Source organism: Streptomyces sp. NBC_01092 (genome assembly GCF_045039535.1).
Lineage (GTDB): Bacteria > Actinomycetota > Actinomycetes > Streptomycetales > Streptomycetaceae > Streptomyces.
The window spans coordinates 1,422,561-1,442,722 of the sequence record NZ_CP108659.1; the positions used below are offsets into that span (position 1 = coordinate 1,422,561).

Here is a 20,162-nt window from a genome sequence, read left to right on the forward strand (position 1 = left end):
TCATTGCGTCCGTACAGACTACGGGGCCAGGGTGACAACTCCAGTCGATGGAGGCTGCTGTGACCGGCCCGCTACTTGGCGGAGACCGTCAGGTCACCGCGTCGGGGTGCCGCAAATCCTTCCAGATCGGCACGGGTCAGACCGGTCAGCCGGGCGACCTCGGCGATGTCGAGGGCGCCGCAGTCCAGGCCGCGCAGCAGATAGCCGCCGAGGGCCTTTGCGGTTGCGGGCTCGTCCATGACGTCGCCACCGGCCCGGTTGGCATAGCGGGCGAGGCGGGCCGCAGCCTGCTCGAAACCTTCACGATAGAAGGCGAAGACGGCCGCGTACCGGGTCGGGATGTGGCCGGGGTGCATGTCCCAGCCCTGGTAGTAGGCACGGGCCAGGGCGCGGCGCGTGAGGCCGTAGTGCAGTCGCCAGGCGTCGTGGACCTTCTCGGTCGGGCCGACGGGCAGGACGTTCGTCGAGCCGTCGGAGACCCGTACGCCGGTGCCGGCCGCCGCGACCTGCATGATCGCCTTCGCGTGGTCGGCGGCCGGGTGGTCGCTGGCCTGGTAGGCGGCGGAGACGCCGAGGCAGGCGCTGTAGTCGAAGGTGCCGTAGTGCAGGCCCGTGGCGCGGCCCTCGGCGGCCTGGATCATCCGGGCGACGGTGGCGGTGCCGTCGGTGGCGAGGATGGACTGGCTGGTCTCGATCTGGATCTCGAAGCCGATCCGGCCGGGCTCGAGCCCGCGCGCCTTCTCGAACTCCTCCAGGAGCCGCACCATGGCGGTGACCTGCTCGGGGTAGGTCACCTTAGGCAGGGTGAGGACGAGTCCGTCGGGCAGGCCGCCGGCCTCCATCAGGCCGGTGAGAAAGATGTCGAGGGTGCGGATGCCGCGGTCCCGGACCGGCGCCTCCATGCACTTCATGCGGATGCCCATGTACGGGGCCGCAGTGCCGTTCTCGTACGCCTCGGCGATCAGCCGTGCCGCGCGGGCGGCGTCCTGGTCCTCGTCCTTGCCCTGGTAGCCGTCCTCGAAGTCCACGCGCAGGTCCTCGATGGGCTCGCGCTCCAGCTTGGCGCGCACCCGGGAGTACACCGGCTCGGCGAGCTCGTCGGACAGACCGAGTACGCCGGCGAAGGAGGCGGCGTCGGGGGCGTGTTCGTCGAGGGCCGTGAGGGCCTGGTCGCCCCAGGAGCGGATGGTGTCGGCGGCGAAGACGTCACCGGGGACGTACACGGTGTGGACGGGCTGACGGGTGCCGGGGTCTCCGGGGTAGCGGCGCTCCAGCTCGGCGTCGACCGGTGCGAGGGAGGCGCTGATCCCCTCGCTGACGGCGCCCGCGAGGCTCGTTGCCACATTCTCCTGCTGGCCCTGACCCATTCCCACACCCTCCTGTTTTCCGCTCTACGGAATCAACAATCCGTAGAATGAAGTTATCCGGGGACCTTCCGGATGGTCAACACCATGTCCACGGGGAGTCACTCCTCCATCTCGCCATGTTCACGCCCATCTCAGGACGCGGTATCACACTTCCATACGCACGCCCCGCACGACTCGTCCGGCCGTTCCCACCAAGGAGCCCGAAGTGCCGAACCACAGCCGAGTCACGCGCCGTCTGGGCCTGAAAGCCGCACTGGCCGCAGCGGTCACCGCGCCCCTCTCCAGTACAGCACTGCCCACGTCCACCGCATCGGCGGGTGAGCGCCCACCCCGCCGGCACCTGAAGGTCATGTCCTTCAACCTGCGCTTCGCGAGCACGACGGAACCCAACAGCTGGACCGTGCGCAGACCGGTGATGCACGAGCTGCTGCGCCGCGAGGCCCCCCATGTCATCGGCACCCAGGAGGGGATCTTCTCGCAGCTGCTGGACATCGATGCCGACCTCGGCCCGCGCTACGACTGGGTGGGCACCGGCCGGCTGCACGGCAGTCGCGACGAATCCATGGCGATCTTCTACGACTCCCACCGACTGCGCCCGACCGAGTACGACCACTTCTGGCTCTCCGACACCCCGGACGTCATCGGCTCCAACACCTGGGGCGCCGCCTTCGCCCGCATGGTCACCTGGGTCCGCTTCCGCGATCTGACCGACGGCGGACGGGAGTTCTACGCCCTCAACACCCACTTCGACCATGTGAGCCAGTACGCGCGCGAACGCAGCGCCACGCTCATCGCGCAGCGGATCGCCGGGTTCGACCGCTCACTGCCGGTCGTGGTGACCGGGGACTTCAACGTCGCCGCCCACAAGAACACGGTCTACGACACACTGCTCGGCGCCGGTCTCCTCGACACCTGGGACACCGCGCGCGAGCGCAGCGCGCTGTACGCGACCTTCCACGGCTACAAGCCGCTGACGCCGAACGGCGACCGCATCGACTGGATCCTCACCACGCCCGGTGTCACCGCGCACCGGGCGTCGATCAACACCTTCGCCGTCGACGGCCAGTTCCCGAGCGACCATCTGCCCGTGCAGGCGTCCCTGAGCCTGTGACGACACGAGGCCCCCGTGACCGTCGCGACGGTCACGGGGGCCTCGATGCGCCTGTTCGGGATCAGCCCTTGCGGGTCTTGATCTCCTCGGTCAGGGCCGGGACGACGTCGAAGAGGTCGCCGACGACGCCGTAGTCGACCAGCTCGAAGATCGGGGCCTCGGCGTCCTTGTTGATCGCCACGATCGTCTTCGAGGTCTGCATACCGGCACGGTGCTGGATCGCGCCGGAGATGCCGGAGGCGATGTACAGCTGCGGCGAGACCGACTTGCCGGTCTGGCCGACCTGGTTGGTGTGCGGGTACCAGCCGGCGTCCACCGCGGCACGCGAGGCACCGACGGCCGCGCCGAGGGAGTCGGCCAGCGCCTCGATGATCGCGAAGTTCTCCGCGCCGTTGACGCCACGGCCACCGGAGACCACGATCGCGGCCTCGGTCAGCTCCGGACGCCCGGTCGACTCACGCGGCGTGCGCGCGGTCACCTTGGTGCCGGTGGCCTGGGCGGAGAAGGTGACGGCGAGGGCCTCGACCGCACCGGCGGCCGGGGCGGCCTCCACGGCGGCGCTGTTCGGCTTGACCGTGATGACCGGGGTGCCCTTGGCGACACGGGACTTGGTCGTGAAGGACGCGGCGAACACCGACTGGGTGGCCACCGGGCCCTCGGCGCCGGCCTCCAGGTCGATGGCGTCGGTGATGATGCCAGAGCCGATGCGCAGCGCCAGACGCGCGGCGATCTCCTTGCCCTCGGCGGAGGACGGCACCAGCACGGCGGCCGGGGAGACGGCCTCGACGGCGGCCTGGAGGGCGTCGACCTTCGGGACGACCAGGTAGTCGGCGTACTCGGCGGCCTCGTGGGTGAGGACCTTGACCGCGCCGTGCTCGGCGAGGGTGGCGGCGGTGTCGGCGGCGCCGTTGCCCAGCGCGACGGCGACGGGCTCGCCGACGCGGCGGGCCAGCGTCAGCAGCTCCAGGGTGGGCTTGCGGACGGCGCCGTCCACGTGGTCGACGTAGACGAGAACTTCAGCCATGGGAATGCTCTCCTGCGGATTGCGAAGTCTGAGGGGCGGAAGGGCTGTTGAGCCTCAGAGGGCCGACGGGCCCTTAGATGAACTTCTGGCTCGCGAGGTACTCGGCGAGCTGCTTGCCGCCCTCGCCCTCGTCCTTGACGATCGTGCCGGCGGTGCGGGCCGGACGCTCGGCCGCGGCGTCCACGACGGTGTAGGCACCCTCGAGACCGACCTCCTCGGCGTCGATCTCCAGGTCCGACAGGTCCCAGGCCTGAACCGGCTTCTTCTTGGCGGCCATGATGCCCTTGAAGGACGGGTAACGCGCCTCGCCCGACTGGTCGGTGACCGACACGACGGCCGGCAGGGAGGCCTCCAGCTGCTCGGAGGCGGCGTCGCCGTCCCGGCGGCCCTTGACCGTGCCGTCCTCGACGGAGACCTCGGACAGCAGGGTGACCTGCGGGACACCCAGACGCTCGGCCAGCAGGGCCGGGACGACACCCATGGTGCCGTCGGTGGACGCCATGCCGGAGATCACCAGGTCGTAGCCGGCCTTCTCGACGGCCTTGGCCAGCACCAGCGAGGTGCCGAGGGCGTCGGTGCCGTGCAGGTCGTCGTCCTCGACGTGGATCGCCTTGTCGGCGCCCATGGAAAGCGCCTTGCGCAGCGCGTCCTTGGCGTCCTCGGGGCCCACCGTCAGGACGGTGATCTCGACGTCGTCGTCGGAGTTCTCGGAGATCTGCAGCGCCTGCTCGACCGCGTACTCGTCGAGCTCGGAGAGCAGACCGTCCACGTCGTCCCGGTCGACGGTCAGGTCATCGGCGAAGTGCCGGTCGCCAGTGGCGTCGGGCACGTACTTCACAGTGACAACGATCCTCAAGCTCACGCCGGCTCTCCTACTGCGTCGACATTTCTGTGCTGCCTACTTGCAGGCAGCATAGGCGCCCCAAGCGGCCGATCCCGATCGGGGCGACCCGCGCTCCGAGCGAAATATTACTCGTCAGTACACCCAGTTCGTTCCCGCTAAGCAAGCGCTTTGAACTGTGACCTTTGCAACGCAGCGTAATCGGAAACCGACGGCTTCGCAGAACCGCGGACGGCCTGTTCGGTCACATCGGTGCGGTGAGGTCAGTCACGCAGCCCGTTGAACCGGCCCTGGTGGTACACCAGCGGACGCCCTGGACCGGTGGGGTCGCCGAGGACGACCTCGGCCAGCACGATGCGGTGATCGCCGGCCGGCACGCGCGCGACGACCCGGCACACCATCCAGGCCGGGACGTCGTCGAGGACGGGCACGCCTTCGGGGCCCTCGCGCCAGGACGTGGCCGGGCCGAAGCGGTCGGCGCCGCTGCGGGCGAAGGTGGCGGCCAGGTCCTGCTGGTGCTCGCCGAGTATGTGGACGCCGACGTGGTCCGTCGCGGACACCGCCGGCCAGCTGGAGGCACCGGTGCCGATGCCGAAGGAGAGCATCGGGGGCTCGGCGGAGACGGAGGTGAGGGAGGTGGCGGTGAAGCCGACCGGGCCCGTCTCGCCGCGGGCGGTGATCACGGCCACTCCGGCGGCGTGCCGCCGGAAGACGGAGCGGAGCAGGTCGGGTGAGGCGAGCCGAGAGGTGCCGAGGCCGGAGATGGCCGTCATGAAGTTGTCCTTCTGCGCGGGGAGGCGGGCGGATCCGGGGCCGTTCAACGGCTCGGACAGCACGCGCTCGCGGTGCGGGCCAGATCGACGTGGGCCCGTCGGAAGAGAAGGAGTTCCTCAGGCATACGGTCAGGCTGACGATAGGTGGTGCGCACAGTCAAGTACGTTCCGGGATGTGGGAGATGACTCACCCTCGGTGTCATACCCCCTCAGACCGCCTCCCCCAGGGCGGCGATGACGTCCGCCTTGCGGGGCTGGCCGGTGGCCCGCCGCACCACGTTCCCGTCGGCGTCGAGGACCAGCACGGTCGGGGTCTTGAGGATGTCGAGCCGGCGTACGAGGTCGAGGTGGTCCTCGGCGTCGAGTTCGATGTGGGTCACGCCCGGGATCATCCCGGCGACCTCGCCGAGCACGCGCCGGGTGGCCCGGCAGGGTGCGCAGAAGGCGCTGGAGAACTGCACGAGGGTGGCGCGCTCGCCCAGTTCGCCGCCCAACTCGGCCGCCCCGAGCCGCTTTCCGTCGTCGCGCCCGCGCACCCGTACTCTCCCGCTCCGCCGCTGATGCAGCACTCCGTAGACGCTCGCCGCCGCGAGCACCGCCACGCACACCACAAGTCCGGTCATCACCCTGCTCAAGCGTTCACGAGACTGCAAAGATTCCCAGCTCCTGCAAGCCTTTCCCATGCGGAATGCTTGATTCATGGACATCGATGTGAGGGGGCCGCGCTTCGGGGCGGTCGTGACGACCGTGGTGCTGGCGGTCGTTCTGGTCACCGGCAGCGCCTGGCTGCTGGCCTGGCAGACGCTGGCGTTCGCGCTGGGCGCGGCGGGCGGGGTGGGCCGTTCGCCGTACGGCTGGCTCTTCCGCAGGGCCGTCCGTCCCCGGATCGGGCCGCCGACCGCGTTCGAGGCGCCTGAGCCGCCGCGGTTCGCGCAGGCGGTGGGGCTGCTCTTCGCCGGCGTCGGACTGGTCGGGTTCACGCTCGGTCCGGCCTGGCTCGGACTCGCCGCCACCGGGGCCGCGCTCGCGGCCGCCTTCCTGAACGCCGCGTTCGGCTACTGCCTGGGGTGCGAGGGGTACCTGCTCCTGAGGAGGCTGACGGTGCGCGCCGGGTAAAGGCGGAGCCAAAGTCCGAGGTGGATCAAGGGGCGACGTGACGAGGATCTCGCCCTTCCCCGGCACTTGGGCTTGGCCGTCGGACGTTCTTGGGGCACGATCTGCGCAAGCCGTAAACCTACGGCTGCGTAACTTTCCCACTGGGAGCCTCCTTCCCAGGCAGAGAAGGAAGGGTCCACCCCGTCCATGGCAGAGCTTGTCTACCGTCCCGTCGTCGGTCTCGCCCAGACACTGTTCAAGGCGTGGGACCTCAAGATCGACTGCAAGGGATCGGAGAACATTCCGCGCTCGGGCGGCGCTGTGCTGGTGAGCAACCACATCAGCTATCTGGACTTCGTCTTCGACGGCCTGGCGGCCCTCCCGCAGAAGCGCCTCGTGCGCTTCATGGCGAAGGAGTCGGTGTTCCGGCACAAGATCTCCGGTCCGCTGATGCGCGGCATGAAGCACATCCCGGTGGACCGCAAGCAGGGTGAGGCGGCATTCGCCCACGCGCTGGACTCGCTGCGGTCCGGCGAGATCGTCGGCGTCTTCCCCGAGGCCACGATCTCGCAGTCGTTCACGCTGAAGAGCTTCAAGTCGGGCGCCGCCCGGCTGGCCCAGGAGGCGGGCGTCCCGCTGATCCCGATGGCCGTGTGGGGCACCCAGCGCCTGTGGACCAAGGGCCACCCGCGCAACTTCAAGCGCAGCCACACCCCCATCACCATCCGGGTCGGCGAAGCCATCGAGGCCTCCAAGGACAAGTACGCCGGCGCGATCACCCGCCAGCTGCGCGAGCGCGTCCAGGAACTCCTGGAGGCCGCCCAGCGCGCCTACCCCGTCCGCCCCAAGGACGCGACCGACACCTGGTGGATGCCGGCCCACCTGGGCGGCACGGCCCCCACGCCGGAGCAGGTGCGCGCGGCCGAGGCGCACTGACGCCCGGCCGGTTCAGGAAGCCGGCGGCCGGACCTCGATCCGTGCTCCCGGGCTGAACTTCTCCAGCAGGCCCGCGAGTTCGGTCGCCGCGTTCTCGACGTCGGCCACGGGCATCGGCGTCATGCTCTCCAGCAGGAAGATGCCGGACACCGTCTCCTCGGTGAGGCGGGTGCGCGGGCCCTGGCGCCAGTTCCAGCGGCGGCAGGTCACGCCCGCCTCGTCGCGCCACACGACCTCGCCCGCGTCCGGGTGCTCGACGAGCTCCTCACCGCCGGCGACGGTGACGAAGTCCTCCTCGCCGGTGGCGCGCACCAAGTGCATGCCGCCCTCGATGCGGTCGACGTCCTCGCCGCCCACGGGGATGAGATGGGCGACGCTGATGGCGTTGTAGACGTCCACGAGCAGGTTGATCCGGGGCAGCCCCGACTCCGACAGGGCCCGCTTGGCCAGCGCCTCCGCGGAGTTGCGGGTGCGTGAGGGCTTCGATCCGAACGCCGTGTACGCCTCCCGCCAGGCCGCCATGTGCGGGTCCTCGTGCGGTGCGCGTCCATCCAGGCGTACGGCGAGACGCCTTGCCGCGTCGTCGAGGAGCGCGGAACTCCCGTCCGTGCTCGGGCCGTTGACCAGCCCGTGCGCCTCGATGGCGATGTGCGTGAAGCCGGGCGCGAGCGCGCGCACCTCGTCGGACACGGTCAGCGTGAGGGTCATCGTCCGCCTTCTCCCGGGGATCAGAGTGCGGTGGGGAGTGTCCGCCACAGGTGAGGCCGGTCGGGGGCCGCCTTGAGGGCATCGAGCACCACCGGATGAGGTGCAGCATACAGGACCGGATAGTCCAGCTCATTGAACTCCAGGTCGGGCGCGAAGGCCAACCGTTCACCGTCGAGCGAGTACTGCGCATCGACGCCCGGCTTGTTGCCCCGCGGATCCTGCCGGTGCCAGGCGCCGTTGAAGCGCACGGCGACCAGGCCGTGCACCACGTCGAACTGCTGATAGCAGAGCGCGGTCGGGATGTCCTCGGCCCGCAGCAGCGCGGCGAGCGCGTGGGCCTTGGCGTAGCAGATACCGGTGCCCTGTTCCAGGACGTCCGAGGCGCGCCAGGTGACCCGGAGATCACCGGAGTCCTGCGAATGCGGGATGGTGTCACGCACGAACTCGAACGCCACCCGTGCATATTCATACGAGTCCGACACCCTCTCGACGAGCCTGGCAGCCGTCTCTCGAACGACCGGGTGGTGATGGTCGATCACTTCGTCGGCGGCCAGGTAGGTCGAGAGATCTGCGGTTTCCTGGATCATCTGCATGGCAGCAGAGCGTAGGCGGCGACCGATCCGCCAGTCAATCGATTTGCGAATCAACGCATAGTTATACATTCACTGTCGTGTGCTTCCGTCATCGGAAGTACGGCCGAACATCGCCGCAACCCCACGCCCGGCTACAACCCCTCCCCCGCTCCGCAGGTCTCGGTCACCGACAGATCGTCGACCGGGGGGAATCCATGAAGCATCGCCTGTTGGGAGTCGCGCTCGCCGGCTGTGCGCTGGCCGCGGTGGGGGCCGGGCCCGTTCACGCCGTGTCGGACCAGTTGTGGGTCAGCGTGCCGTCGGAGACGGTACTGCCCGGACCCGGCTCGGACGGCAGCGCGCACGAACGCACCATCGCGGTTCAGGTCACCCACGACAACACCGAGAACGAGGTGACGGCGGGCCGGCTGACCGTGGACGCGACCGAGATCGCCTCCTTCGCACGGGTGTCATGGCCCGCCAACTGCGTGCCCGAGTCGGCGGTCAAGGCGGTCTGCGACTTCGCGGGGATGCCGACCGGGACGGACAGCGTGGCCGCCGCTGAACTCGGCCTGAGCGCGCTCCCGGACGCCGATCTCGCCGCGTCCGGGTATGTGCGCTACACGGCGGCCGCGGGTGAGCTGACGTCGTTCCCGGCGCAGACCCAGGTCACCCTGGGCGACGGCCCGGATCTCGGGCTCAGCCAGGCCGAGTACCAGCGGGACCTCAGGCCCGGCACGAGCACCGCGGTGCGCGCGACGGTCGGTAACAGCGGCAACCGCGCCGTGGACCGGACGCTGCTGTGGCTGAACGCGTCGTACGGGCTGCGCCTCAAGGAGCGGCACTCCAACTGCGAGTACCGGGAGCACGCCACCGGGACGTCCGCGCTGTGCGTGCTCGACGAGGCGGTGGCCCCGGGCGGGCAGTACGCGCTGACGACCGCGCTGCGTGTCGGGCACAAGGCGCTGTACGAGCGGTTCGACCACTCCGTCCTGCCGTACTCGGACGAGGCGCTGGAAGAGGCCCGCGGCGAAGAGACGTGGACCCCGGGAACGGGCCCCGAGCTGAACCTGCGGCCCGTGGCGACGCAGCGGACCGCCACCGGGACGGACGACCTCGATCTGTCGGACAACTACCGGACCGTCATCCTCGATGCCAGGAACACCGCCGACCTGCAGCTCACCGGCAGCAAGGTGCGCGGGGCCGTCGGGGACACCGTGACCGCCCGTGTCACCGTCCACAACCGGGGCCCGGCGTGGGTGGCGTCGCTGGGCGCCGGCGCGCCGGTCGCCGTCGTACGGTTCCAGGCGCCGGAGGGCACCGCGGTCCTCGACATGGACAACTGCTGGTCGTCGGACCCGGATGAACCGGGCCCCGCGACCTACTACTTCTGCTCGACGCCCATCTGGCTCCACGAGGGGGCGTCGCACACCTTCGAGATCCCACTGCAGATCGAGCGGGTGGTGAGCGGCGCACGGGCGACCGTCCGCACCATCAACGACATGCCCGAGCTGGAGATCAGGAAGTTCGACCCGAACCTGCGCAACAACACCGCGCAGATCGTCGTCAACGGCTGAACCCGCGCCGGCGACCGCCGAGGAGGGGATGGCCTAGGGCCTGTCCGGCGGATCAGGCCGGCTGCAAGGAACGGCATCTCATCAGCCCAGGTGAGCGGGGGCTGGTGCGTCCAGCTGCAAGGCGGAGGAGGGCGTCGACGCGGAGCGTCGGCAACCGACGACAACGCGGCAGATGGGCGTGCCAGCCCCCGCGACGCCGGCATGATCCGCCGGACAGGCCCTAGCGCGCCATCTCCTCCTTCAGCGCCGCCACGAACGCGTCCACGTCGTCCTCGGTCGTGTCGAACGCGCACATCCAGCGCACGACACCTGCCGCCTCGTCCCAGAAGTAGAAGCGGAACCTCTTCTGGAGGCGCTCGCTCACGTCGTGCGGCAGCTTGGCGAAGACGCCGTTGGCCTGCACCGGGTAGAGGATCTCCACGCCGTGGACGGCACGGACGCCCTCGGCGAGGCGCTGGGCCATCTCGTTGGCGTGCCGGGCGTTGCGCAGCCACAGGTCCTTGGCGAGCAGGGCCTCCAACTGCACCGACACGAAGCGCATCTTGGAGGCGAGCTGCATGGACAGCTTGCGCAGGTGCTTCATGTGGCTGACGGCGTCCTGGTTGAGGACGACGACCGCCTCACCGAACAGAGCGCCGTTCTTCGTGCCGCCGAGGGAGAGGATGTCGACGCCGACCGCGTTGGTGAACGTCCGCATGGGCACGTTCAGCGAGGCGGCGGCGTTGGCTATCCGGGAACCGTCCAGGTGCACCTTCATGCCGTGCGCGTGGGCGTGGTCGCAGATCGCGCGGATCTCGTCCGGCGTGTAGAGGGTGCCCAGTTCGGTGCTCTGGGTGATCGAGACGACCTGGGGCATCGCCCGGTGCTCGTCCTCCCAGCCGTACGCCTGCTGGTCGATCAGCTCAGGGGTGAGCTTGCCGTCCGGCGTGGGCACGGTGAGCAGCTTCAGGCCGCCCATCCGCTCCGGGGCGCCGCCCTCGTCGACGTGGATGTGCGCGCTCTCGGCGCAGATCACCGCGCCCCAGCGGTCGGTGACCGCCTGGAGCGCGACGACGTTGGCGCCGGTGCCGTTGAACACCGGGAACGCCTCGGCGGTGGCGCCGAAGTGGCTGCGCACGATCCGCTGGAGGTTCTCGGTGTAGTCGTCCTCGCCGTACGCGACCTGGTGCCCGCCGTTGGCCAGGGCAAGGGCGGCCAGCACCTCCGGGTGGGCGCCGGCGTAGTTGTCACTGGCGAAGCCGCGGACGTCCGGGTCGTGGTGGCGACGGGCGTCGGTCTTCGGTGGGTTCACGGCTTCTCGGTCAGCCACAGGCGGTTTCCGTTCACATCGGCGGCGGGCTTGTCCCAGACGCCGACGACGGCATCGGCCAGGTCCTTGACGTCCGTGAAGCCCGCGAACTTCGCGTTGGGGCGGTCGGCGCGCATCGCGTCGTGCACCAGCGCCTTCACCACCAGGATGGCAGCCGCGGACGTCAGGTCCTCGGCGCCCCCGGCCTTGCGGAAGGCGTCGGCCAGAGCGAGCGTCCACGCCTCGGCGGCGGCCTTGGCGGCGGCGTACGAGGCGTTGCCCGCGGTCGGGTTCGTCGCGCCGGCGGCGCTGATCAGCACGTACCGTCCGCGGTCGCTGCGCTGGAGGGCCTCGTAGAAGGCGAGTGAGGTGTGCTGCACGGTGCGGATGAGCAGCAGCTCCAGGAAGTCCCAGTCGTCGAGGCTCGTCTTGATGAAGGTCTCGCTGCCGCGCCAGCCGCCGACGAGGTGGACCAGGCCGTCGATACGGCCGAAGTCCTTCTCGATGTGGTCGGCCCAGTCGCGGGTGGACTGCAGGTCGAGCAGGTCGACGGGCTCGCCGGTGACGGTCGCGCCGCCGGAGGCGTAGCGCGCCGCGTCCACGGCTTCCGCGAGTCGCTCGGGATCATTGTCCGCGCCGACCACGGTCGCGCCCGCCTCGGCCAGCCGGAGCAGCGCCGCACGGCCCGCGGGCCCGCCCGCGCCCGCCACCGCGATCACCGCACCGTTGAGAGCTCCGTTCCCCGCCATCTTCTTCGCCTCCTGAGCAGTATTCATGGTGCGGTCGCTCACGCGGCGACTCGCTCGGCGCTCTCCGCCGTGATGCCCCTAGTGGAGGCGATCACGTTCTTCAGCTTCTTGGAGAGGGCCTCATAGAACATGCTCAGCGGAAACTCGTCCGGAAGCACGTCATCGACGAGCTTGCGCGGCGGCTGGGTCAGGTCCAGGGCGTCCGGGCCCTTGGCCCAGCGCGATCCCGGGTGCGGAGCGAGGTAGGTGGAGACGAGCTCGTAGCCGGCGAACCAGTGGACGAGCTTCGGGCGGTCGATGCCGTCGCGGTAGAGCTGCTCGATGTCGGCGCACAGCTGGTTGGTGACCTGCGGGGCGCGGTCCCAGTCGATGTGCAGCTTGTTGTCGGTCCAGCGCACCACGTCGTGCTTGTGCAGGTAGGCGAAGAGCAGCTGTCCGCCGAGGCCGTCGTAGTTGCGCACGCGCTCACCGGTGACCGGGAAGCGGAACATGCGGTCGAACAGCACGGCGTACTGCACGTCACGGGCCTGCGGGACGCCGTCGGCCTGGAGCTTCACGGCCTCCTTGAAGGCGGTGAGGTCACAGCGCAGCTCCTCCAGGCCGTACATCCAGAACGGCTGGCGCTGCTTGATCATGAACGGGTCGAACGGCAGGTCGCCGTGGCTGTGGGTGCGGTCGTGGACCATGTCCCACAGGACGAACGCCTCTTCGCAGCGCTTCTGGTCGTGGACCATCGCGGCGATGTCCTCGGGCAGGTCCAGGCCCAGTATGTCGACGGCGGCGTCGGTGACGCGGCGGAAGCGGGCGGCCTCGCGGTCGCAGAAGATGCCGCCCCAGCTGAAGCGCTCCGGCGCCTGGCGCACGGCGATCGTCTCCGGGAAGAGGACGGCGGAGTTGGTGTCGTAGCCGGCTGTGAAGTCCTCGAACTTGATGCCGCAGAACAGCGGGTTGTCGTAGCGGGTGCGCTCCAGCTCGGCCAGCCAGTCCGGCCAGACCATGCGCAGCACGACCGCTTCGAGGTTGCGGTCGGGGTTGCCGTTCTGCGTGTACATCGGGAAGACGACCAGGTGCTGCAGGCCGTCCGCGCGGCCCGCGGCGGGCTGGAAGGCCAGCAGCGAGTCGAGGAAGTCGGGCACCTCGAAGCCGCCCTCGGCCCAGCGGCCGAGGTCCTTCACGAGGGCCGCGTGGTAGGCCGCGTCGTGCGGCAGCAGCGGCGACAGCTCCTCGACGGCCACCACGACACGCCGTACGGCCGCCTCGGCGTCGGCCCGTGCGGGCGCGCCCTCGGCCTCGAAGTCGATCGACCCGTCCTTGGACTGCCATGGCCGGATCAGCTCCACGGCACCCTTGAGCACCGGCCAGGCCGGGTGCTCAACCACCCTGGTCATGGGAGGAACCTGCTCCTCCGAAGCCGCCTGCACAAGAATTTCCGTCATGTCCCATCCTCCACGGGAGAACCTCGCGTATGGACACCGTATGCGCACGAGGTTTCTCCCAGCAAGAGGAGGTCCGGGAAAATATCCTGCGCACCCCCAAGGTCACCGAACTTTTTCCTGTTGGACGTCGGGATGGCGAATACACAGGCATCCAGTGGGCATACGCGGAGCCGACCGGCGACATCCGGTCAATCCCCCGGGGGACTCGCCCACGCCAGGGTGACCACCCACAAGGGTGCGATCCAGGCACGACATGTCCATCCCCGCAAACCCTGCGTACACGTGGGGTTCATCACGCGCACTGGCCACTAGGCTGCGGCTCGGCCACGCGAACAATCCGCTCCGGTTCGCGTGCGCTCCCCCCGCCGCCGTCGACGGAAGCGAGTTGAACCTTGAACTTCCTTACCATCGGTCACCGCGGAGTCATGGGTGTCGAACCCGAGAACACCCTCCGTTCCTTCGTCGCCGCCCAGCAGGCCGGCCTCGATGTGATCGAACTGGATCTCCACCTCAGCAAGGACGGCGCCCTCGTCGTCATGCACGACACCGATGTGGACCGCACGACCGACGGAACCGGCCCGATCGCCGACAAGACCCTCTCCGAACTGCGCGCCCTGGACGCGGGCCGCGGTGAGCGCGTGCCGGTCTTCGAAGAGGTCCTGGACGCCGTGCGGACACCGCTCCAGGCCGAGATCAAGGACGTGGCCGCGGCCCGGGCGCTCGCGGAGGTGATGAACGACCGGGACCTGGCCCCCCGGGTCGAGGTGTCCTCGTTCCACGACGACGCCGTCGCCGAGATCGCCCGCCTCGTGCCCGGGGTACGCACCGCGCTGATCGCCAGCCGCTACGGCACGGACATCGTGGACCGGGCCGTCGAGGCGGGCGCGGCCACGGTCTGTCTGAACATCCGCCGGCTCACCCTGGAGGTCGTGGAGCGCGCCCGCAAGGCGGATCTGAGGATCATCGGCTGGGTGGTGAACACCCAGGACCACCTGCGTCTCGTACGGGCCCTGGGACTGGACGGCGCGACCACGGACTATCCGGAGATCAAACGCACCGGCCGCTTCACGGCGTGAGCGCTCCGCCGGGTGAAGGGGCGTTGCCCCACCGGGGCGATCAGCCGAGCTCCTTGACCAGAAGCTCGAACTGAAGGTCGGCGCGCTGTGGGATGCCGAAGCGGTCGTCGCCGTACGGGAACGGAGTCATCCGGCCCGTACGGCGGTAGCCGCGCCGCTCGTACCAGGCGATGAGGTCGTTGCGTACGGAGATCACCGTCATGTGCATCTCGGTCGCGCCCCAGGTCTCGCGGGCCAGCTGCTCCGCCTGCGCGATGATCACCTTGCCGAGGCCGGCGCCCTGGAGTGCCGGGCTGACCGCGAACATTCCGAAGTAGGCGTGGTCGCCGCGGTGTTCGAGCTGGCAGCAGGCGACGACCTGCCCGTCCTGCTCGACCGTGAGCAGCCGGCTGTCGGACGACTTGATGACCTCCAGCACACCCTCCGGGTCGGTGCGCTGCCCTTCGAGGATGTCCGCCTCGGTGGTCCACCCGGTCCGGCTGGAGTCCCCGCGATACGCGGACTCGATCAGCGCGACCAGCGTGTCCACGTCGGCGTCGGTGGCATCACGGAAGACGAGTCCGGCGGAGGCGTCGGGCGCGGCGGTGTCCATGGTGCGGTTCTCCCCATCTCGGGCGCGGCTCGGGCACCGCTGAGCCTAACGCGCCGCTACGCTCCGGCTGCATGGTGCACGTACTGAGCGGCAGGACCCTGCTGCGCCCCACCGATCCCGAACGGTCCCGCATCTTCTACGGCGAGCAACTGGGCCTCGCCGTCTACCGCGAGTTCGGGACCGGGCCCGAGCGCGGCACCGTCTACTTCCTCGGCGGGGGCTTCCTGGAGGTCTCGGGGCGTGCCGAGGCGCCGGCGTCCGCGGCCGTGCGGCTGTGGATGCAGGTCGAGGACGCCGGCGCCGCGCACGAGGAGCTGGTGGCGAAGGGCGTCGGGATCGTGCGGCCGCCGGTGAAGGAGCCCTGGGGACTGATCGAGATGTGGATCGCCGACCCGGACGGGGTGCCGATCGTGCTGGTGGAGATTCCGGCGGACCATCCGCTGCGGTCTCGCCCGGGGATCTAGGGCCGGTGTTCCCAGCCCCGGTCGGTGCGGGTCAGTTCCCGGAAGCCGGCCGAGGTCAGGCGGTCGATCGGGGCGGTGGCGTCCGCCGACTCGTAGGCCAGGAGCCGGTCCGCGCCGCACAGCCGCAGCCACTCGGCGGCCTCGCCGAGCAGCCGGTGTTGCAGTCCCTCGGCGTGCGCCGACGGGTCGACGTGCAGGTTGCCGATGTCGGCGAGGCCGACGCCCCGGGTGTGACGTTCCGGCCGGGACAGGGTCGTGTCGACCTCGATGTGGCCAAGAGCGCGGCCGTCGGCGTACGCCGTGAAGCGGGTGCCGCACTCCCCCAGCGTGCGGTCGACGGTGACGCCCCGGCCCGGCTCGTACGGCGGCAGGTCGGCCACCCGCGCGATCAGGATGACCTCGGTGTCGCCGATGTGCCGGAAGCCCGCGCGTTCGTAGAGGGCTCGGATGTGGGGCCAGGTGCGGGGCAGGCCGTGGACGGCCGGGGCGGGGAGTTCGCCGCTCGCGTGCCGGGCGCGTACGCCCCAGCGGGCCAGCTGTGCCAGACAGGCGGTCATCAGCAGGTCGGCGGCCTCGGCGGAGTCCGGCCAGAAGGAGGCGGGCGGGCGGAAGACGAACCAGTCGATCTCGCCGATGTCCCGGTAGGTCGCGCCCACCCCGTCGTCCGCCCGGTAGCGCAGCAGATGCGCGGCGGCCACGACGTGGTCGCGCTGCTCGGCGACGAGGGTCACGCGCCGGCTCACCCAGGGGTCGGTGACGAACTCCTCCGGCTGCCGCTCCAGGGCGCTGAGCACGGTGTTCACGGAGACGGAGACGCCGGGGACGACGGCGGCGACATGCAGGTTGATCAGTTCGGTGAGCTGGTCGCGGTCGGCGCGACGCAAGGGGCGCACCTCGAGCGCGGGCATACGGGACCTCCGGATCGGGATGTCGGGCTGGAGGCCGCCACGCGGTGCGGTACGGGGTCGAGGGTAGGTCGGCGGCGGCGCCGGGCTCCAGGGGTTTCGCGCCGGTTGGCCCGGGTCGTGGGCCGGGCATAGCGTGCTGGAGGGGGCCCTTGTGGGGAGGGAATTCCTTTGCGGGAGGAACGCCATGAAGCTCGACAAGCCGGTGAACGGCGGGCCCTGCTGGACGGAGCTCGGCACCAGTGACATGGCCGGGGCCAAACGGTTCTACGAGGGGCTGTTCGGCTGGCGCGCCGAGACCGATCCGCGTCAGGAGGCGGGCGGCTACACGGTCGCGCATCTCGGGGACGCGGCGGTGGCCGCGCTGACCCCGCTGTACCAGGAGGGGCAGCCGGTGGCGTGGAACGTGTCGTTCGCGGTGCAGGACGCCGACGCCGTCGCCGAGCAGGTGAGGCAGGCCGGCGGCACGGTGCTGGTCGGCCCGATGGACGTGCTCGACGTGGGCCGCTTCGCGGTGGCCGTGGACCCCACGGGAGCGGTGTTCCAGCTGTGGCAGGCGCGGTCGTTCCCGGGCGCGGGGATCCTCAACGCGCCTGGCTCGCTGGGCTGGGTGGAGCTGATGACCCGGGCGCCCGAGCGGGCCGTCGAGTTCTACACGACGGTGTTCGGCTGGACCGTCAACGCCTCGGAGCACTACACGCAGTGGGGCATCGCCGGCGCCGACTTCGGCGGCATGGTGAAGATGGACGACAAGTTCCCGCACGAGGTGCCCGCGCACTGGCTGCCTTACTTCGCCGTCGCGGACGCGGACACCGCGGCCACGGTCGCGGCGCAGTCGGGCGGCACAGTGCTCATGGAGCCCGCCTCGATGGCCAACGGGCGGCGCATCGGGGTACTGCGGGATCCACAGGGTGCGGTGTTCGGCGTGTACCGGTCACCCGACGAGACCTGACGGCCTCAGGCCGGGTCAGGCGCGCAGCGCGCCCAGGCGCCCTTCCAGCCGGCCGAGCAACTCGCCCAGCAGGGAGGCGAGTTCGCTGCGCCCGTCGGGGGCGAGCTCGGACAGTACGGACGTCTCGTAGGCGAGCTGCTCCGGCAGGACGCCGTCGACGAGGTCCCGTCCCGCGTCCGTGAGGCGGAGGTGGGCGACGCGCCGGTCGCGGGTGTCGCCGCGGCGCTCGACCAGGCCCCGCTCGGTGAGCTGCTTGAGGCGCTTGGTGACGGCGGCGCCCGAGGAGAACGTCTCGCGGGCGAGTTCGCTGGGCGTCAGCTCGTGGCCGGTGCGGCGCAGCGCGCCGAGCAGGTCGAACTCGGGACGGCTGAGGCCCGCGCGGCGCAGCGGGGCGTCCTCGGCCTGCTGGAGGAGAGCGGCGCAGCGGTTGATCCGGCCGATGATCTCCATCGGCGCGGTGTCGAGGTCGGGGTGGACGCTCTGCCACTGCCGGACCACCGCGGCCACCGTGTCCCGTCTCGTCCCGGTCGGCCCGCCGCTCGTCGCCGTCATGGCCGTACGCCCTCCGTCGTGTCGCCCGTGCGCTGGTCCGGGCGCGGCTCTCGGCTGCGACCCGTAGCGGCGAGCGTACGTGGTCCCGCGCGCTCGGCACGCACGACCCGCGCCCGGTGCGGTACGGCCACGGCGGCGGCGAGCCCGACGAGCGCGCCGACCAGGGTGTCCACGACCCGTTCGGTGACCAGCCGGCCGGGGTCCTGGAACCCGGCGAACTCGGTGATCAACAGCGCCATCGGCGTCACGCAGACGCTGCCGAGCCAGTAGTTGCGGCCCATGAGTGCCTCGGCGCCGAAGTTGAGGGCGAGGCAGCACAGGACCAGCGCGACCTCACCGGTGTGGGCGAGGGGCACCAGCGCGACGAAGAGGAGGACGCCGAGCAGGTTGCCGACGACGCGCTGGACGCCGCGGCCCCAGGTGAGGGCGAGGTTCGCCTGGTAGAGGGACGCGGCGGTGACCAGGGCCCAGTAGGGGCGGCCGATGCCGAGGGCCAGGGAGGCGTATCCGGCCAGGGCGCACCCGAGGGCGGTGCGTAGGGCGAGGGGGGCCAGGGGGCGCAGGCGGCGCCACAACGGGCCTGGCTGCGCGGCGAGTTCAGTGTCGATGCCGGTGAGGTCGGCGACCTCGGGCACCGGCCGGTTGCCGCGCACCTGCCGGGCCCAGATGCGCAGCGGCGCGGGGTCGGCGTCGGCGGGTGCGGCGAGGGCGACCTCGGCGCGGACTACGAGGCGTTCAAGGGCGCGGTGCGTGTCGGAGGTGCCGGCCGCGCAGAGCAGCGCCTGCCGGGCGGCGTGCACGGCGAGGACGGCGGCGGCATGGGCGTCGGCGCAATCCTGCCCCTCGGCGCGTGCGGCGGCCGCGTTCAAGGCTCGCGCGGTGGCCCGGCGTTCGGGGCCGTGCGGGCGCAGCAGGCCGGGGGCCATGCCGACGAGCCATGCCCAGGCGCCGGCCGCGGCGGCCGGCGCGAGGTGGCCCGGGATCCGGTCGAGGGTCTGTGGGGTGAACAGGGCGGCGGAGCTGATGAAGGTGAGGACGACGTTGCCCGGCGGGCCGATGCGGGTCGCGTCGCACAGCACCTTCTGCACGGCGGCCAGCACCGCGCCGACGGCGACCAGCACGACGGCATTGCGGGTGAGGGAGGCGGCGAGCAGGGCGGCGGCGAGACCGCCGAGCATGCCCAGCACGACCCACGCCAGGGCGCGGGCCCGGGCGGCGTAGGGGCGGTTGTGTGCGTAGAGCGCGCAAAGGGATCCGGCCATGGTGTACATGGCCAGGTCCAGGCGGCCCAGCGCGAGGAGGGCGAGGTTGGGCGGGGCGACGGCGGCGACCGCGCTCAGGGCGGGCTTGAACCAGATGTCGGAGGGCCGGCCGAGGCGCAGCACTCCGGCGAGCGGGAGGCGACTGCTCATACCATCACCTTAGCAAGTGTTTTACTTGTAAAACGTACGGGGTGACCTGCCGCGCTCCGTCGAATGCTCCCCGTGTACACCCTTGCGCTCGCGTGCGCGCCGCGCGGCCTGGGCATCGACGGACTGTCCGAGACCGTCGAGCGGGGAGGTGCGCGTGCACGGACCGGCTTCGCCCGGCTGGCTGCTGGTCGCGCTGTGTGCGGCGACCGGGGTCTACTGCCTGCTGCGGATGCGCAGCCACGTCGAGGAGCAGCGCCGCGCCGCGGGCGGCGAGGCGCTGATGGGGTTCGGCATGGCCGCGATGGCGGTGCCCGCCGCGGTGTTCACACCGCCGTCGTGGGCCTGGCCCGTCTTCGCGGCCGTATTCGGCACGGCCGCCCTGCACGCCCTGTGGTCCGCGCGGGCGGGCGGGCACCATCTGCACCACCTGGTGGGAGCCTCGGCCATGGTCTACATGGCGATCACGATGGCCGTCTCGCCCGGCCATCAGGGCAGCCACGGCGGTTCGGGCATCCCGCTCCTGACGGGCGCGCTGCTCGTGTACTTCACGGGATACGTACTGCTCTCCGGCGTCCGGCTGGTTCCGGTTGCCGCCACCGCCGGCGGGGGCGTCGGCTGGGGCGACCGCCCGGAACTGGCGCGGGCCTGCCGGCTGTCGATGGGGATCGCGATGGTGGCGATGCTGCTCACCCTCTGACAAGGCTGGCGCGCGGCGGGCTGTGGGGCGTCGGA

Annotated in this window: 22 protein-coding genes; 8 read left to right on the top strand and 14 right to left on the bottom strand. The window is 70.8% G+C overall.

What is annotated here, in order from left to right:
- Positions 1 to 71: 71 nt before the first annotated feature.
- A complete protein-coding gene (locus OG254_RS06090; protein ID WP_405578008.1) occupies positions 72 to 1,367 on the bottom strand; it encodes a DUF6986 family protein in 1,296 nt (431 codons plus the stop codon).
- A gap of 205 nt (positions 1,368 to 1,572) precedes the next feature.
- Between OG254_RS06090 and OG254_RS06095 the strand changes: the two genes are divergently transcribed.
- Positions 1,573 to 2,478 (top strand): endonuclease/exonuclease/phosphatase family protein, encoded by a 906-nt coding sequence (locus OG254_RS06095; protein WP_405578010.1) that lies wholly within the window; start codon positions 1,573 to 1,575, stop codon positions 2,476 to 2,478.
- Between the two features lie 61 nt (positions 2,479 to 2,539).
- Here OG254_RS06095 and OG254_RS06100 read toward each other — a convergent pair whose 3' ends face one another.
- From OG254_RS06100 to OG254_RS06115, 4 genes are all read right to left on the bottom strand, one after another.
- Positions 2,540 to 3,502 (bottom strand): electron transfer flavoprotein subunit alpha/FixB family protein, encoded by a 963-nt coding sequence (locus tag OG254_RS06100; protein WP_405578013.1) that lies wholly within the window; start codon positions 3,500 to 3,502, stop codon positions 2,540 to 2,542.
- A 73-nt stretch (positions 3,503 to 3,575) separates the two neighbouring features.
- Positions 3,576 to 4,364 (bottom strand): electron transfer flavoprotein subunit beta/FixA family protein, encoded by a 789-nt coding sequence (locus tag OG254_RS06105; RefSeq protein ID WP_405578016.1) that lies wholly within the window; start codon positions 4,362 to 4,364, stop codon positions 3,576 to 3,578.
- A gap of 242 nt (positions 4,365 to 4,606) precedes the next feature.
- Positions 4,607 to 5,116: a flavin reductase family protein gene (locus tag OG254_RS06110; protein WP_405578018.1), complete on the bottom strand. Its 510-nt coding sequence runs from the start codon at positions 5,114 to 5,116 to the stop codon at positions 4,607 to 4,609.
- A 209-nt stretch (positions 5,117 to 5,325) separates the two neighbouring features.
- A complete protein-coding gene (locus OG254_RS06115; RefSeq protein WP_405578021.1) occupies positions 5,326 to 5,739 on the bottom strand; it encodes a TlpA family protein disulfide reductase in 414 nt (137 codons plus the stop codon).
- A gap of 76 nt (positions 5,740 to 5,815) precedes the next feature.
- Between OG254_RS06115 and OG254_RS06120 the strand changes: the two genes are divergently transcribed.
- Both OG254_RS06120 and OG254_RS06125 read left to right on the top strand, forming a co-directional pair.
- Entirely contained in the window at positions 5,816 to 6,232 is a 417-nt protein-coding gene (locus tag OG254_RS06120) for a DUF4395 domain-containing protein (RefSeq protein ID WP_405578024.1), read from the top strand.
- Between the two features lie 186 nt (positions 6,233 to 6,418).
- Positions 6,419 to 7,147: a lysophospholipid acyltransferase family protein gene (locus tag OG254_RS06125; protein ID WP_405578027.1), complete on the top strand. Its 729-nt coding sequence runs from the start codon at positions 6,419 to 6,421 to the stop codon at positions 7,145 to 7,147.
- Positions 7,148 to 7,159: 12 nt separating this feature from the next.
- On the opposite strand, the gene OG254_RS06130 is transcribed toward OG254_RS06125, so the two are convergent.
- Both OG254_RS06130 and OG254_RS06135 read right to left on the bottom strand, forming a co-directional pair.
- A complete protein-coding gene (locus tag OG254_RS06130; protein ID WP_405578030.1) occupies positions 7,160 to 7,855 on the bottom strand; it encodes a B3/4 domain-containing protein in 696 nt (231 codons plus the stop codon).
- 20 nt (positions 7,856 to 7,875) lie between these two features.
- Complete coding sequence (locus OG254_RS06135) at positions 7,876 to 8,448, bottom strand: transglutaminase domain-containing protein (protein ID WP_405594862.1); 573 nt, start codon at positions 8,446 to 8,448, stop codon at positions 7,876 to 7,878.
- Positions 8,449 to 8,642: 194 nt separating this feature from the next.
- On the opposite strand from OG254_RS06135, the gene OG254_RS06140 reads away from it, so the two are divergent.
- Positions 8,643 to 10,004, top strand: a complete 1,362-nt coding sequence (locus OG254_RS06140) for a hypothetical protein (RefSeq protein ID WP_405578033.1) — start codon at positions 8,643 to 8,645, stop codon at positions 10,002 to 10,004.
- Positions 10,005 to 10,224: 220 nt separating this feature from the next.
- Here the strand turns inward: OG254_RS06140 and OG254_RS06145 are convergent, their stop codons facing one another.
- The 3 genes from OG254_RS06145 to OG254_RS06155 are packed head-to-tail and all read right to left on the bottom strand — an operon-like array spanning position 10,225 to position 13,477.
- The gene (locus tag OG254_RS06145) at positions 10,225 to 11,295 is read right to left on the bottom strand and encodes a threonine aldolase family protein (RefSeq protein ID WP_405578036.1); all 1,071 of its coding nucleotides are present in this window, start codon (positions 11,293 to 11,295) and stop codon (positions 10,225 to 10,227) included.
- Complete coding sequence (locus OG254_RS06150; RefSeq protein WP_405594864.1) at positions 11,292 to 12,041, bottom strand: SDR family NAD(P)-dependent oxidoreductase; 750 nt, start codon at positions 12,039 to 12,041, stop codon at positions 11,292 to 11,294. The genes OG254_RS06145 and OG254_RS06150 overlap by 4 nt, the downstream gene beginning before the upstream one ends.
- A gap of 38 nt (positions 12,042 to 12,079) precedes the next feature.
- Positions 12,080 to 13,477, bottom strand: a complete 1,398-nt coding sequence (locus OG254_RS06155; RefSeq protein ID WP_405578038.1) for a DUF6421 family protein — start codon at positions 13,475 to 13,477, stop codon at positions 12,080 to 12,082.
- Between the two features lie 392 nt (positions 13,478 to 13,869).
- On the opposite strand from OG254_RS06155, the gene OG254_RS06160 reads away from it, so the two are divergent.
- Entirely contained in the window at positions 13,870 to 14,553 is a 684-nt protein-coding gene (locus OG254_RS06160) for a glycerophosphodiester phosphodiesterase (RefSeq protein WP_405578040.1), read from the top strand.
- A gap of 40 nt (positions 14,554 to 14,593) precedes the next feature.
- On the opposite strand, the gene OG254_RS06165 is transcribed toward OG254_RS06160, so the two are convergent.
- Positions 14,594 to 15,145 (bottom strand): GNAT family N-acetyltransferase, encoded by a 552-nt coding sequence (locus OG254_RS06165; protein ID WP_405578043.1) that lies wholly within the window; start codon positions 15,143 to 15,145, stop codon positions 14,594 to 14,596.
- Between the two features lie 71 nt (positions 15,146 to 15,216).
- Between OG254_RS06165 and OG254_RS06170 the strand changes: the two genes are divergently transcribed.
- Positions 15,217 to 15,609: a VOC family protein gene (locus tag OG254_RS06170; protein ID WP_405578045.1), complete on the top strand. Its 393-nt coding sequence runs from the start codon at positions 15,217 to 15,219 to the stop codon at positions 15,607 to 15,609.
- Here the strand turns inward: OG254_RS06170 and OG254_RS06175 are convergent.
- Positions 15,606 to 16,517 (bottom strand): GNAT family N-acetyltransferase, encoded by a 912-nt coding sequence (locus OG254_RS06175; RefSeq protein ID WP_405578048.1) that lies wholly within the window; start codon positions 16,515 to 16,517, stop codon positions 15,606 to 15,608. The genes OG254_RS06170 and OG254_RS06175 overlap by 4 nt on opposite strands.
- 184 nt (positions 16,518 to 16,701) lie before the next feature.
- Here OG254_RS06175 and OG254_RS06180 point away from each other — a divergent pair, with 184 nt between their 5' ends.
- Positions 16,702 to 17,466 (top strand): VOC family protein, encoded by a 765-nt coding sequence (locus OG254_RS06180; protein ID WP_405578051.1) that lies wholly within the window; start codon positions 16,702 to 16,704, stop codon positions 17,464 to 17,466.
- A gap of 15 nt (positions 17,467 to 17,481) precedes the next feature.
- Here OG254_RS06180 and OG254_RS06185 read toward each other — a convergent pair whose 3' ends face one another.
- Both OG254_RS06185 and OG254_RS06190 read right to left on the bottom strand, forming a co-directional pair.
- The gene (locus OG254_RS06185; protein ID WP_351200832.1) at positions 17,482 to 18,018 is read right to left on the bottom strand and encodes a MarR family transcriptional regulator; all 537 of its coding nucleotides are present in this window, start codon (positions 18,016 to 18,018) and stop codon (positions 17,482 to 17,484) included.
- Complete coding sequence (locus tag OG254_RS06190; protein WP_405578054.1) at positions 18,015 to 19,430, bottom strand: FUSC family protein; 1,416 nt, start codon at positions 19,428 to 19,430, stop codon at positions 18,015 to 18,017. Before OG254_RS06190 ends, OG254_RS06185 begins: the two co-directional genes overlap by 4 nt.
- Positions 19,431 to 19,584: 154 nt before the next feature.
- Here OG254_RS06190 and OG254_RS06195 point away from each other — a divergent pair, with 154 nt between their 5' ends.
- Entirely contained in the window at positions 19,585 to 20,127 is a 543-nt protein-coding gene (locus OG254_RS06195; protein WP_405578057.1) for a DUF5134 domain-containing protein, read from the top strand.
- Positions 20,128 to 20,162 lie beyond the last annotated feature (35 nt).

Excerpts from the sequence above, each read along its gene's own strand:
- OG254_RS06090 (WP_405578008.1), bottom strand. The coding sequence starts at position 1,367 with ATGGGTCAGGGCCAGCAGGAGAATGTGGCAACGAGCCTCGCGGGCGCC.
- OG254_RS06100 (WP_405578013.1), bottom strand. The coding sequence starts at position 3,502 with ATGGCTGAAGTTCTCGTCTACGTCGACCACGTGGACGGCGCCGTCCGC.
- OG254_RS06110 (WP_405578018.1), bottom strand. The coding sequence starts at position 5,116 with ATGACGGCCATCTCCGGCCTCGGCACCTCTCGGCTCGCCTCACCCGAC.
- OG254_RS06115 (WP_405578021.1), bottom strand. The coding sequence starts at position 5,739 with ATGACCGGACTTGTGGTGTGCGTGGCGGTGCTCGCGGCGGCGAGCGTC.
- OG254_RS06120 (WP_405578024.1), top strand. The coding sequence starts at position 5,816 with ATGGACATCGATGTGAGGGGGCCGCGCTTCGGGGCGGTCGTGACGACC.
- OG254_RS06125 (WP_405578027.1), top strand. The coding sequence starts at position 6,419 with ATGGCAGAGCTTGTCTACCGTCCCGTCGTCGGTCTCGCCCAGACACTG.
- OG254_RS06130 (WP_405578030.1), bottom strand. The coding sequence starts at position 7,855 with ATGACCCTCACGCTGACCGTGTCCGACGAGGTGCGCGCGCTCGCGCCC.
- OG254_RS06135 (WP_405594862.1), bottom strand. The coding sequence starts at position 8,448 with ATGCAGATGATCCAGGAAACCGCAGATCTCTCGACCTACCTGGCCGCC.
- OG254_RS06140 (WP_405578033.1), top strand. The coding sequence starts at position 8,643 with ATGAAGCATCGCCTGTTGGGAGTCGCGCTCGCCGGCTGTGCGCTGGCC.
- OG254_RS06150 (WP_405594864.1), bottom strand. The coding sequence starts at position 12,041 with ATGGCGGGGAACGGAGCTCTCAACGGTGCGGTGATCGCGGTGGCGGGC.
- OG254_RS06155 (WP_405578038.1), bottom strand. The coding sequence starts at position 13,477 with ATGACGGAAATTCTTGTGCAGGCGGCTTCGGAGGAGCAGGTTCCTCCC.
- OG254_RS06165 (WP_405578043.1), bottom strand. The coding sequence starts at position 15,145 with ATGGACACCGCCGCGCCCGACGCCTCCGCCGGACTCGTCTTCCGTGAT.
- OG254_RS06170 (WP_405578045.1), top strand. The coding sequence starts at position 15,217 with ATGGTGCACGTACTGAGCGGCAGGACCCTGCTGCGCCCCACCGATCCC.
- OG254_RS06175 (WP_405578048.1), bottom strand. The coding sequence starts at position 16,517 with ATGCCCGCGCTCGAGGTGCGCCCCTTGCGTCGCGCCGACCGCGACCAG.
- OG254_RS06180 (WP_405578051.1), top strand. The coding sequence starts at position 16,702 with ATGAAGCTCGACAAGCCGGTGAACGGCGGGCCCTGCTGGACGGAGCTC.
- OG254_RS06185 (WP_351200832.1), bottom strand. The coding sequence starts at position 18,018 with ATGACGGCGACGAGCGGCGGGCCGACCGGGACGAGACGGGACACGGTG.
- OG254_RS06190 (WP_405578054.1), bottom strand. The coding sequence starts at position 19,430 with ATGAGCAGTCGCCTCCCGCTCGCCGGAGTGCTGCGCCTCGGCCGGCCC.